The 11,727-nt window shown below is 72.8% G+C and carries 12 protein-coding genes; 3 read left to right on the top strand and 9 right to left on the bottom strand.

All coding sequences use genetic code 11. The features are described from left to right. The 8 genes from ACZ58X_RS22335 to ACZ58X_RS22370 form a co-directional block, all read right to left on the bottom strand. A complete protein-coding gene (locus ACZ58X_RS22335; RefSeq protein ID WP_470335354.1) occupies positions 1-1,458 on the bottom strand; it encodes a hypothetical protein in 1,458 nt (485 codons plus the stop codon). Positions 1,459-1,493: 35 nt separating this feature from the next. Next, positions 1,494-1,739 carry a ferredoxin gene (locus ACZ58X_RS22340; RefSeq protein WP_470335355.1) on the bottom strand — a complete coding sequence of 82 codons (246 nt, stop codon included), beginning with the start codon at positions 1,737-1,739 and terminating at the stop codon, positions 1,494-1,496. Continuing rightward, positions 1,736-3,124: a phenylacetate--CoA ligase family protein gene (locus ACZ58X_RS22345; RefSeq protein WP_470335356.1), complete on the bottom strand. Its 1,389-nt coding sequence runs from the start codon at positions 3,122-3,124 to the stop codon at positions 1,736-1,738. The genes ACZ58X_RS22340 and ACZ58X_RS22345 overlap by 4 nt, the downstream gene beginning before the upstream one ends. Next, on the bottom strand, positions 3,121-4,107 hold the full coding sequence (locus ACZ58X_RS22350) for a BtrH N-terminal domain-containing protein (RefSeq protein ID WP_470335357.1): 987 nt from the start codon (positions 4,105-4,107) through the stop codon (positions 3,121-3,123). The genes ACZ58X_RS22345 and ACZ58X_RS22350 overlap by 4 nt, the downstream gene beginning before the upstream one ends. Continuing rightward, positions 4,107-4,781 (bottom strand): hypothetical protein, encoded by a 675-nt coding sequence (locus ACZ58X_RS22355; RefSeq protein WP_470335358.1) that lies wholly within the window; start codon positions 4,779-4,781, stop codon positions 4,107-4,109. The genes ACZ58X_RS22350 and ACZ58X_RS22355 overlap by 1 nt, the downstream gene beginning before the upstream one ends. After that, positions 4,778-5,464: a class I SAM-dependent methyltransferase gene (locus tag ACZ58X_RS22360; RefSeq protein ID WP_470335359.1), complete on the bottom strand. Its 687-nt coding sequence runs from the start codon at positions 5,462-5,464 to the stop codon at positions 4,778-4,780. Before ACZ58X_RS22360 ends, ACZ58X_RS22355 begins: the two co-directional genes overlap by 4 nt. A 34-nt stretch (positions 5,465-5,498) precedes the next feature. Next, positions 5,499-6,530, bottom strand: a complete 1,032-nt coding sequence (locus tag ACZ58X_RS22365) for a BtrH N-terminal domain-containing protein (protein ID WP_470335360.1) — start codon at positions 6,528-6,530, stop codon at positions 5,499-5,501. A gap of 64 nt (positions 6,531-6,594) precedes the next feature. Beyond that, positions 6,595-7,947 (bottom strand): TrpB-like pyridoxal phosphate-dependent enzyme, encoded by a 1,353-nt coding sequence (locus ACZ58X_RS22370; RefSeq protein ID WP_470335361.1) that lies wholly within the window; start codon positions 7,945-7,947, stop codon positions 6,595-6,597. Positions 7,948-8,038: 91 nt separating this feature from the next. Between ACZ58X_RS22370 and ACZ58X_RS22375 the strand changes: the two genes are divergently transcribed. Continuing rightward, positions 8,039-8,164, top strand: a complete 126-nt coding sequence (locus tag ACZ58X_RS22375; RefSeq protein WP_470335362.1) for a hypothetical protein — start codon at positions 8,039-8,041, stop codon at positions 8,162-8,164. A 164-nt stretch (positions 8,165-8,328) separates the two neighbouring features. After that, complete coding sequence (locus tag ACZ58X_RS22380) at positions 8,329-10,419, top strand: molybdopterin-containing oxidoreductase family protein (protein ID WP_470335498.1); 2,091 nt, start codon at positions 8,329-8,331, stop codon at positions 10,417-10,419. Between the two features lie 27 nt (positions 10,420-10,446). Here ACZ58X_RS22380 and ACZ58X_RS22385 read toward each other — a convergent pair whose 3' ends face one another. Next, positions 10,447-10,824: a hypothetical protein gene (locus tag ACZ58X_RS22385; RefSeq protein WP_470335363.1), complete on the bottom strand. Its 378-nt coding sequence runs from the start codon at positions 10,822-10,824 to the stop codon at positions 10,447-10,449. A gap of 219 nt (positions 10,825-11,043) precedes the next feature. Here ACZ58X_RS22385 and ACZ58X_RS22390 point away from each other — a divergent pair, with 219 nt between their 5' ends. Further along, positions 11,044-11,553: a transglycosylase SLT domain-containing protein gene (locus ACZ58X_RS22390; protein ID WP_470335364.1), complete on the top strand. Its 510-nt coding sequence runs from the start codon at positions 11,044-11,046 to the stop codon at positions 11,551-11,553. The last annotated feature ends 174 nt before the right edge of the window (positions 11,554-11,727 follow it).

Raw genomic sequence — 11,727 nt, forward strand, 5'->3', positions numbered from 1 at the left:
CTACGGCTTGCGCTCGGCCGCGCCGGAATGGAACGGCTTGTAGCTCTGCTCCTGGACGTCCGGGAAGTACTCCCGGGTGGCCTCGCCGACCAGCCGCATCAGCTCGGCGTCGACCGAGGCCGGGCCGGCCACCAGCCGGTTGAGCGGGGAGTCCGGGACGGAGTTCGACAGCCGCACGCCGCGCGCCGCGTGGATCGCCACCAGCGACCGCTGGGCGTTTGCCGCGTCCCGCATCTTGTAGACCGCCTGCGGCCCGTCCGGGATCCCGATCATGGACTTGGTGCCGCCGCTGCCCAGGCAGTTGCGCGGCATGTGCAGGTGCTCGTGCCGCCACTGCTGGTGGACGAAGTGCAGGCGGAAGGCGTGGTCGATCACGGCGTGCCGCAGCCACAGCTCCGGGTCCTTGTGCCGGCCCTCGTCGACGGAGCGGACGGCGTCGCTCAGCGAGCCCTGGTGGAAGGAGAGCAGCCAGCTCTCCAGATCGCCCCAGAAGCACTTGAAGAGGTCCCGGAACATGTGCTGCTTGATCGCCAGCGAGTGGGTGCCGCTGGCCGGGCCCAGGTTCTCCCGGAAGCCGTGGTACTCGCCGGTGGCCAGCAGTTCGGCCATCACCCGCTGCGCCTCGACCACCGGCACCAGCAGCGCCCGGCAGGCCGCGAGGTGCTCCACGGTGCGGCTCAGGTCGGCGGCGCGCAGCGCCCGGACGGCGACCTCCAGGTGGTCGTTGGCCTCGGCGCAGAGCAGCTCCGGGATCTGGTGGAGGGCGACGAACTCGCCGTGCAGGGTGCTGCCGTGCAGCTCGGTGGCGGCCACCGCCTCCGCGAGCAGGGCGGCCCGGGTGAACTCGTCCAGGCTCTGTTCGACGGGCTTGCGCACGCGGACGCCGGAGAGGTCGCTCTCCCACTTCGTCGCGTCGTGGCTGCCGGTCCGCAGGTCGTGCAGGAAGGAGTACAGCGGGTCGTCGATGCTCCTGGTGGCGATGGTGGAGCGGACCGCCTTCTGGTCGCGCTCCAGCAGGGCGCTCCGCACGGCCTGCTCCAGGCCCCGCACCGCCTCCACGTACGTGCGGTAGCCGGCGGACTCGGCGAGGCTGAGCTCGGAGGTGCCGGCCAGGTCGCCCTGCCCGAAGACGCTGCGGGCGTCGAACAGCGCGGCGCCGAGGTGGCGCAGCAGCCGGTGGAAGCCGATGCTCCAGCGGCTGTACCGGGAGGTGTCGCCGAGCTCGCCCGCCAGCGTGCCGGCCCGGGTGCGGTCGGCGAGCCGGCTCAGGTTGCGCAGGGACACCTCGGCGGCCTGGAAGACGGCGCGCACCAGCGACTCGTACGAGGCGGGCGGCACCGCGCCGCCGGCCCTGGCCCGGGCCAGCAGGTCGATGCGGTGGAGCTGGTCGTAGCTCTCGGCCACCGGGCCGAGGGCGGTCGTCCTCGGACCGCCGGTGGCGGGTTCAGCCTCTGCCACGGGGGAGCCCTGCGGATCCGGCCTTGACATTCACATCATCCCCCGGGGGTCGTCGCCACGTAGCGAATGGAGTCGGTCGGACAGGAGTCCACGGCGTCCAGCACGCAGTCGAGTTCGCGGTCCGTCTCCGGCTGTTTGCAGACGTAGTGCACGTCGTTGTCGAAGTCGTTGTCGAAGTTCTCGGGCGCGAGGTCCTTGCAGAGCCGGCAGTCGATGCAGGTCTGGTCGACGGTGAACCTCCCGTCCAGCGGCAGCCCGGTGGGCAGCGGCAGCTCGGTCACCTCGCGCCGCCCCCCTCGTCGGCGCGCCGGCCGTGCGGTTCGGTGAAGTTCCGCATGGTCGGCTTCGCCGAGGTCCTCAGCGCCTGCTCGAAGCGGGCGACGTCCAGGACGCGGAAGCGGGTCGGGGCGTCCAGCCGTTCCCGGGCGCGGTCGGTGATCAGGGCGCGGGTGGCGTCGTCGCCGGCGGACGGCGGCAGGGCGATCTCCAGTACGTCCCCGTCGACGTCGAAGGCGAAGTAGTAGGGGGCGGTGGTCATCGCCCCGAGGACGATGTCCTCGACCTCCAGCTGGGAGGTCCAGCGGGCGCCGACCCGGATCCGGTCGCCCATCCGGCCCCGGTGCCGCAGCCGCCGCAGCGGGGAGCCGCAGGCGCAGGGCGCGGCCTCGATCAGGCAGGTGTCGCCGGTCCGGTAGCGCAGCAGCGGCATGGCCCGGCTCGCCAGGGTGGTCACCGCGAGCTCGCCGACGGAGCCGTCCGGCAGCGGCGCGCCCGACTCCGGGTCGACGACCTCGAAGTAGCTCCGGGTCTCCACCAGGTGCAGGTCGCCCAGCGCGCAGAACATCGCCAGGGTGTTGGTCTCGGTCATGCCGAACATCGAGTAGGCGGTCGCGCCCCACAGGTCGTGCAGCCGCTGCTTCTTGGCGGGGGAGGAGCCCTCGCCCGCCATCAGGATCCTGCTGACGTCGAGGTCCCGGCGGGGGTCGAGGCCGGCCCGCCGGGCGGTCTCGCCGAGGAACAGCGCCCTGGTCCCGGAGCACACCAGGGTGGTGGCACCGGCGTTGCGCAGCGCCCGGACCATCCGCTCGGGCGGGCAGCCGGGGGAGGCCGCGCCGAGCGGGACGATCGTGCAGCCCAGGATCTCGAACGCCCGGTCCAGGTCTTGGCCCACGCCGGCCAGCTCGTACGGGACGGCGACGGCCACCACGTCCCGTTCGTCGACCACCGCGGCGAGCAGGGCCGCGACGGTCAGGTTGTTCTCCAGCCAGTCCTCGACGGTGAAGAACGCACCGATCGAGCGGCCGTCGCCCGTCCCGGAGCTCTCGTCGAAGCGGATGACCTCCCGCTTCGGCACCGCCAGCAGCCCGAGCGGGTACCCGGCCTTGAGGTGCTCGCGGGTGGTGAAGGGCAGGCGCTGGAACGCCCCGGGCCGGCCCGCCGCGGCGGCCTCGGCGACCTCGCCGGGCACGTGGGCGGCGTAGAAGGGCGAGTTCGCGCACGCGTGCCGCACGGCGCGGGCGAGGGCCTGCCGGGCCCAGTCGTCGAGCCCCGGGCGGTCGAGTGCCGTCACCTCGGCGACCCGGCGGGCGAGGGCGATGCGGGCGGCGACCCGGTCGCGCAGCCGGCCCGCCGAGGCGTGCCCGGCGGTGGTGGTGGCGGTCGTCATCGGGACGCCTCCTCCAGGGCGGTCATGGCCGCGCGCTCCTGCCCGGCGAGCTCGCCGACGATCGCGGCCGCCTCCTCCAGCGAGTCCTGGACGGAGTCGGTGTCGGCCTCGCGCAGCAGGGTGGCGACCTCCGTCCAGCGGTCGGCCGTCCGGCGGTAGTCGGCCGCGGCGAGGCGGTAGGCCTCGATGCCGGTCAGGCCGTGCGCCTCGTCCAGGAACCGGGCCCAGAGCGCCCGGAAGAAGCCGCCGCCGGTGCCGCCGTCCTCCATGCTGACGCCGATCCGGCGCACCGCCGCGACCGGGTCGTCCAGCTCCTTGGACCACGTGCGCATCAGCGAGCCGGTCTTGGCGATCCCCTTGAAGCCGAGGTTGGTGATCGGCGGGGCGAGGAAGTCCCGGGCGGTGGCGAGGACGGCGCTGCGGCAGCCCTCCGGCAGCCCGGCGGGGTCGAACTCGCCCGCGCCGAGGCGGAAGGCCAGGTTGCGGGAGCTCATCGGCCCCTTGGCGGCGCGGGCCTCGCGCAGGCTCTGCCGGGAGGTCCGCCGGACGCCGAGCGGCGCCGTCTCCGCGAGCAGGAAGGCGTCCCCGTCGTGGCCGACGCAGGCCACGTAGTGCGCGGCGAAGTGGTGGCTCTCCTCGGCGTAGTCGAGGTGGAAGCGGTCGAGCTTCAACCCCACCACCTCGCCCGCGTCGAGGGCGGCCAGCAGGGCGGCCTCCGCGCGCTCCCGGGAGGCGGTCTCCTGTTCGTGGAGTTCCAGGCCCAGCGCCCGGACGGCGTTGCGGATCAGGTGGTCGGGCTTGACCCGGCCGCCGAGGAAGGGCCCGGGCATCTGCTTGGAGTGCCAGTAGAGGAAGGAGAGGCCCTGCCCGAGGCCGAAGACCAGCGGCTCGCTGAGCTCGATGCCCTTGGTGCGGAGCATGTTGACCAGCGCCGTCGATTCGCAGTGGTCGCCCGAGTAGGGGGCGGGAGCGGTGGTCCCCATCAGGCGCCTCTCCCCTCGCGCGGGGCCTGGTGGACGATCTCCAGCACCGTCCGGTCGGCGTTGTTGCGCAGGTGGCCGTAGGTGTGGCCGAGTTCGTCGGCCTCGGTGAAGGCGATCACTTCGAGGTGCGCCGCGTCCCGTGCCAGGGTGTCGAGGGTCAGCCGGACGTCGGCCTCGGCGTGGACCTCGACGGCGACGTGGGACATCAGCAGTCGGCGCTCCTCCGTGCTCCGCTCCAGCCAGCGGCCGTAGTGCTTGCAGGCGAAGGTCTCGATGGCGCGGCCGTCGGGCAGGACGACGGAGTTCCACCAGCCCTGGGTGCCGTACTGGCGCGGCGAGATGTACGAGGGGCCGGTCTCGACCTCGGCGATCCGCCCGGCCGCGCGGAGTTCGACCAGGTGGGCGTGCCAGTTCAGGACGGCGTCGTCGCGCTCGTAGTCGCCCAGGTAGATCCCGATGTGGTTGACCCCGGCCAGTCCGTCGGCCAGTCCGGCGACCAGGCGGTCCGTCCCGGGGCCGCACCAGCCGCGCAGGTGCTCGGCGCAGTCGACGCCCTGCCAGCCGCCGGAGGCGTCGAGCACGGCCTCCCAGACCGCGTCGAAGTCCTCGGGCCCGGGAAAGCGTCCGTCGTAGGTGGTGGAGAGTTTCGGCGTGCTCCCTGCGAGTGCGTTCACGACGCTTCCTTCCTGCCGGTGATGACCAGGCCCAACAGCACTTCCTTCACCTCGGCCGCGAGGCCGGCCTGCCGGAGCAGCTGCTCGACCTCGCTCCTGACGTACGAGGAGTTGATCGAGGAACGGAACCCGGGCCGCATGTCCGCCGCGATGTTCGCCTTCATGAACTGGAAGGTGACGCGGTCGACGTCCCGGCGCAGGTCGGTGACGCAGTAGCGGCCGCCCGGCCGCAGGACCCGGTGGAGCTCGGACAGCGCGCGGACCGGGTCCGCCCACTCGTGGAGGGAGGCGGAACTGAACACGTGGTCGAAGGAGTCGTCCCGGTAGGGCAGGGTCAGGACGTCCGCGCAGTCGTAGGTGCAGCGCTCCGCGAGGCCGTAACCGGCGGCGTTGGAGCGGGCCCGCCGGAGCATCGCCTCGGAGATGTCGACGCCGGTGAGTTTACCCGGACTTTCCGTTTGTTTCATCCATTCCAGCCCCAAGTATCCAGGGCCGCAACCGAGTTCGAGCGCCGACCCGGAGTCGATGCCGGCCCCGAGGACGTCGTCCACCTTCTCCTGGAGCCATCCGTGGTCCCGGATGTGACGCTGCATCTCGTCGTACTTCACCGCGATCTCGTCGCCCTGCAGACCGTCCTCGGTCTCGTGGACGCGATCGGCGGCCCTGCCCCGTGCACCAGCCATGGTCGACCCGCTTCCTGCGATCTCCCGGGGCCGTTCAGCCCGCGATGTCGGTGGTGACGTCGAGCACCCGGCCGAAGGCGGCCTGCTCGGCGTCGGCGATCCCGGCCAGCCGGGCTCCGACCGTGTCCAGCCGCTGCTGCCGTTGCCGCGGTCCGCCCGCCGCGCCGTAGCCGAGCAGCAGCTCGATCACCTCGTCCCAGTCCTGCCGGAGCTGCTCGAAGGCCCCGATCACCGGGTCGAGCCGGGCCGTCCCGGAGCGGCTGCGCACCTCGCGGAGGAAGTCCAGCTGGAGGCCCCGGAAGTTGGTGCCGCCGGTCCCGGCGTACCGCCAGAACCGCCCGGTGGCGGGCACCAGCTCGACGTCGGACGCCAGTGAGTCCCGCCAGCCGGGGATCTCCGCCGCCGCCCGGCGCAGCCCGGCGATGCCGAACCGCGGCCCCCGGTCGGCGAGCACCGTCCGCGCGGCCGAGCGCATCGCATCCCACGCCCGGTCGAGCAGCAGCCGCTCCGGGTCGGCGGTCAGCCGCTCCGGCAGCGGGCCGAGGTGCAGCTGCCGGTTCGGCGAGGGCATGAAGCCCTCCGTCGAGCCGCGTGCCAGCCGGAGCGACTCGATGCTCAACTCCCTTGCCCCGCCCTGCTGTTCGGTGTCGACGACATAGGCCGTGGTGTCGTCGAGGCCGTACAGCGCGATGCAGTGGGCGGCGAAGTGGCTCTTGGAGGTGAAGTAGTCGAGGTAGTAGATGTCCACGGTCACGCCGACCACGGACCCGGCGCGCAGCAGCTCGGCGGCCCGTTCCTCGGCGGCGGCCGGGTCCGCCTCCTGCGACTCCCGGAGTTCCACGCCGAGGGCGGCGCAGGCGTTCCGCGCCAGCTCCCCGGCACCGGTGCGCCCGGTGAGCATCGGCGTGAGCCCGGGCGCCGGCGGGTCCCAGTACTGGAAGTCGATGCCCTGCCCGAGCCCGAACAGCATCGGCTCCGAGACGTCGGCGCCGGCGTGGCGCAGCATGGCCCCGAGCGTCGTCGTCTCGCAGTGCACGCCGGGCTGCGCCTGTAGTGCCAACCGCATTGCCCCCCCTAGCAACGAGTTCCAGTGGTGCGGGACGCGCCCGTGCGCCGCCCCGGTGCGGGTGCTACGCCGGCCGGCCGACGTCGTGGTAGCTCTGCAGGTCCAGCAGGCCCGAGCCGCTGGCGAGCACCACCACGACCGGCCGCTGCCGCCGCTGGTCGGCCTCGGCCACCACGTCGAGGGCGGCGGCGAGCGCGTGGTTGGACTCGGGCGCCAGCAGGATGCCCTCGGTCTGCAGCAGCAGCTTCCCGGCCGCGAAGGACTCGGGGTCGCCGAAGGCGACGGCGTCCAGCACGCCCTGGTGCCGCAGCAGGCTGACGATCGCGGAGCTGTGGTGGTTGCGCAGGCCCGCGGCGTGGACGGCCGGGGGGATGTAGTCCATCCCCATCGAGTAGCCCATCACCTCGGGCGTGAAGCCGGCCACGTCGGAGCTGCCGTACCGGTAGACCCCGGCGGTGAGCCGCGGCGCCGCGGTGGACTCCGCCGCGAGGAAGCGCAGGTCGGCGCCGTCCGTCCGGGCCCGCAGGTACGGCCCGATCAGGCCGCAGAGGTTGCTGCCGCCGCCCGCGCAGGCGACCAGGTGGTCGCCCCGCCCGGGCGCGCCGAGGTTCTCGCCGAGTTCCTCCAGCTGCGCCCGCACCTCCAGCCCGAGCAGGGTCTGGTGCAGGTAGACGTGCGGGGTGCCGCTGCCGGAGAGGTAGGCGGCCGACTCCGTCCCGAGCGCGTACTGCATGGCGTCGCTGATCGCGGTGCCGAGGCTGCCCGGGTGGTCGGGGACGCGGGCGAGCAGCTCGCGCCCGACCGGGGTGTGCGGCGAGGGGGAGGGGTGGACCTTCGCGCCGAGCAGCTCCATGTAGTGCCGGCGGTAGGGCTTCTGCTCCAGGGAGCAGCGCACCATGAAGACCTCGGCGTCGAGGCCGAACATGCTGGCCGCGAGCGCCACGCTCATGCCCCACTGGCCGGCCCCGGTCTCGGTGACCAGGGTGCGGCGCCCCTCCTCGGCGGCGTAGTACGCCTGCGCGATGGCGGAGTTGAGCTTGAAGCTGCCGGTCGGCAGCACGTCCTCGCGCTTGAGGTAGATCCGCGCCCCGGTGCCCAGTCGCTGCTCCAGGCGCCGGGCCCGGTGCAGCGGGGTGGGCCGGCCGACGTGCCGCAGCCAGTCCCGCACCGGCTGCGGCACGGGGACCCACGGCCCGGCCGGACGGTCGTGCTCCAGGATCGCCTTCGGGCGAACCTTCGCGGCAATCTCGGCGGGGCTCGGATTGCCCTCGTTGCGGACTTCCGGCAGGGGTCCGGGAAGATCGCCGAGAAAGTTGTACCAACGTTTGGGAAGAGTCGAATCAGACCGATTGTCCGACGTGGGAACGGCGCCCGACACGAAGTCGACCTGGGAATTCTTCGAGGATAAGGATGCCATGACGCCCTCCAAAAAGGACTTCGCATGGTGCCTACTGGCGGCATCCTAGGGCCAGCTTTGAACGGGGCGCAAGATTCCTGTTTCAAGGATCATGCAGGACTTCGAAAACGCGGGCAAAAAGGGCGTGCGGCCCGTGGAACATCCGGTGGAAAAGCCGCATACCACCCGGAACGAGCGCGGCGGCGGCGGTGAACTCCACTCCCAAGTCCGCTTCTGAACCCTATAGTTGACGTTGATTCAGCCCGCCCGGACTTGACAGGTCTCGGTCGAAATAGCGCCGACCGTCCGTCGGCGAGCAAGTATTTCAAGATCGTGAATTACAAGATCCCGCGACCGCGGGCGCCGTCGCTTCTCATTAATGTGGACGTGGGGGTCGACCTAATGCCGAACGAAGCCGTCCGATCCATCTGCCGCAGCTGCCACGGCGGGTGCGGGGTCCTGCTAATTCCCGGGAATCGCGACGAGTTCACCGTGGCCGGGGACCCGGACAATCCGAACAACCGCGGATTCCTCTGCGCGAAGGGCCGGGCGGCGCCCGCGCTCGCCCGCCACCCCGACCGGCTGACCCGCCCGCTGCGGCGGGTGGGCAGCCGGGGCAGCGGCGAGTTCGAGGAGATCGGCTGGGAGGAGGCGCTCGACACCATCGCCACCAGGCTCCGCGCCGACCTCGCCGGCGCCGGGCCGCGCAGCATCGTGCTCGCCCAGGGCACCGACCGCAACTACCAGGAGTGGCTGTTCCGCTTCGGGAACGCCCTGGGCACCCCGAACGTCATCGGACCGGCCCACGTCTGCTTCTACCCGCGCGTCATGGCCGGGATCCTCTCGATGGGCGCGTTCAGCTTCGTCGACTACGAGGGCAGCCCCGAGCTCGTCGTGCTGTGGGGGAGCAACAAGCCCGCCACGCACGGGGACGGCGTCATCGGCACCCGGCTGCTCGACGCCGTCAGCCGGGGGACCAGGCTGATCGTCGTCGACCCGGTGCGCACCCCGGTCGCCCGGCGCGCCGAGCTCCACCTGCAACTGCGGCCCGGCACGGACACCGCCCTCGCCCTGGCGCTCCTCCACGAGATCTTCGAACAGGGCCTGGAGGACAGGGAGTTCATCTTCCGGTACGCCACCGGTGCCGAGGAACTGCGCGACCACGTCCGGGAGTGGACACCGGAGCGGGCGGCCGGGATCACCGGCGTCCCGGCGGACCTCATCCGCCGGGCCGCGACAGCGTACGGCGCTGCGGCGAGCGCGGGCATCGAACTGGGCACCGGGGCGCAGCAGAGCCGGGACTCCTTCGGCACCGCCCGACTGCTCGTCCAGCTCTCCGGACTGTGCGGCAACGTCGACGTCCCCGGCGGCGACGTGCTGTGGGAACCCCCGGGGATCGTCGGCAGACGCGCGATGCCCGGCTACGACCTCCTCCCGGACGGCGCCGGCGGCGACCGGCTCGTCGCCGGGCACTCGATCCTGGGCATGTCCGGCTGGGCGCACCCCGGGGCCGTCTTCGACGCCTGCCTCACCGGCGAGCCGTACCCGGTGAACAGCCTGCTCGTCTTCGGGTCGAACCTGCTGGTCAGCTACGCGGACTCGGCGAAGGTGGAGGCCGCCCTGCGCGCCGTCCCCTTCATCGTGGCCGCCGACCTGTTCCTGACCCCGACGGTGCGCTACGCGGACATCGTGCTGCCGGTGCCCAGTTGGACGGAGCGGGACCAGATCGTCGAGCACGCCAACTACGTGGCCAGCCGCAACCGCGTCGTCGACCCCCTCGGCGAGAGCAGGCCCGACGAGGACATCCTCAACGAACTCGCGCTCCGGCTGGGGCTGGAGGGGTTCTGGGGCAGCGCCCAGGACGCCCTGGACGCGCGGCTCGCGCCGATCGGAATGGACTGGAAGGCCCTCCAGGCCCAGCAGTACCGGGCCACCGGCCTGCGCTACCGCAAGTACGAGGAGGAGGGGTTCAGGACGCGTTCCGGCAAGTTCACCTTCCACCACCCCGGTCTGCGGATGATGGGCTACGACCCACTGCCCCGGTGGACCGACCGCGAGCAGCCGGACGAGGACCACCCGCTGATCCTCACCTCGCGCCACTCGACCTTCTACTTCAACTCGGAGTTCCGCCAGGTGGGCCAGCTCCGCGCGAAGGAGCCCCACCCCAGGGTGGAGCTGTCCCCGCGCGCCGCCGCCGACCGAGGTCTCGCGGACGGCGAGTGGGCCGCCGTCACCCGCCACGACCGGGCCGCCTACTTCCGGGTCACGGTCACCGACCGGCTGCGCGACGACAGCGTCTGCGTCTCCGCCTCCTGGTGGTACCCCGAGCTCGACGGCCCGGACTCCTGGCGCCTCTCCAACGTCAACCTGCTCACCACCGACGCCGGTTCGAACGCCGAGATGGGCTCCTCCGACCTGCGCGGCTGCACCTGCCAGGTGCGCCCGCTCAGCGCGGAGGAGCACGGGAGGCTGGTGCGCCTGCTCGGCATCTGACCCCCGCCGTCGGGGGCGGCTCCCGGTCTAACGGCCCGACAGCAGGCTCTCCAGGAACTGGCCGTGTGCGGGAACCGGGAGGCTCCGGGTCGCCATGGCGTCCGGGGGCTCGGCGGGCTCCGGGGTTGCCGGGGCCGTTGCCGTGGCCGTCGCGGGCTCCGGGGCCGTTGCGGTCCTGCGCTCCGCGCTGCCGGTGCGCGCCTGGAGGACCCGGGTCGGCTGCTCCGCCCGGCCGGAGACCATGACGCCGACGGCATCCGCGATGCGGGTCATCGACTGGGGCGGCCCGGCGGCCACCGCCGGCGCCCGGCCGGCCGCCGCCGCCTCACCCCGCAGCCGGTCGACCTCCGCCTCCAGCGTGGCCACCCGCGCCCGCAGGTCGTCCAGCTCGCTCTTCTTCCCCATGCCCCAGGCCCTTCCCGGCCGCTCCCGGCCCTCTGACGTGCCGTTCCACCCTATCCGGGCCGTTCCCGCACGCTGACGGGGCGCCAGGGTGGCCGGGGCGGCCGCCGGACGAGGACCGCGGCACCGGGGTTCCGCGTTGACCGCTTGTCTACCGGTGCCGCATAGCGTCCCTCCCCGTATCCGGCCCGATCCCGGGCCGGCGTCGAAGGGAGAACACTCGTGCTCCGCAGAACTCGTGCACTGCTGACCGGTTCGGCCGTCGCCCTGGCGCTGACCATCAGCTCGACGGGCTTCACCGCCCACGCCTCCGGGGACCAGAGCGGCATCGACGCCTGCGCCCGGGAAGCGAAGCTGGCGGGCTTCGCGAAGGACAGGTCCGGCGAGGGCCGCAACGACGACGCGATCTACGCCGTCGCGATCGCCATGGCCGAGTCCGGCTGCAACCGCCTGGCCGTCCACACCAACCTCCCCACCGACCCCGACCCGGGCACCAAGGACCTCGGGGCCTGGCAGATCAACGAACGCTGGTACCCCGACGTCCACAACCGCGACGCCGACGTCGTCACGGCCGAGAACTGGCAGGACATGGGCTGGTCGGCCCGCAAGGCCTACCGGATCGACAACGACGGCACCGGCCGGGGCTGGGCCTCCTGGGCGGCCTGGAACCTCGGCACCTACCAGCAGTACCTGGGCCAGGCCCGCGACGCGGTCAACCGCGCCTGGCAGTGACGCCCCGCCGCGGGTGACGCCCCACCGCGGGTGACCGCCGCCCCGGCCCCGGGGGGGAGGGGGGGGGGGGAGGGGGGGAGGGGGGGGGGGGGGGGGGGGGGGGGGGGGGGGGAAGGAGAGGAGGTGGCGGGTGCTGCACATGACCGGTGGTTCCACGGTGCTGGTGTTCTCCGC

Source organism: Kitasatospora sp. NPDC040550, from assembly GCF_055594965.1.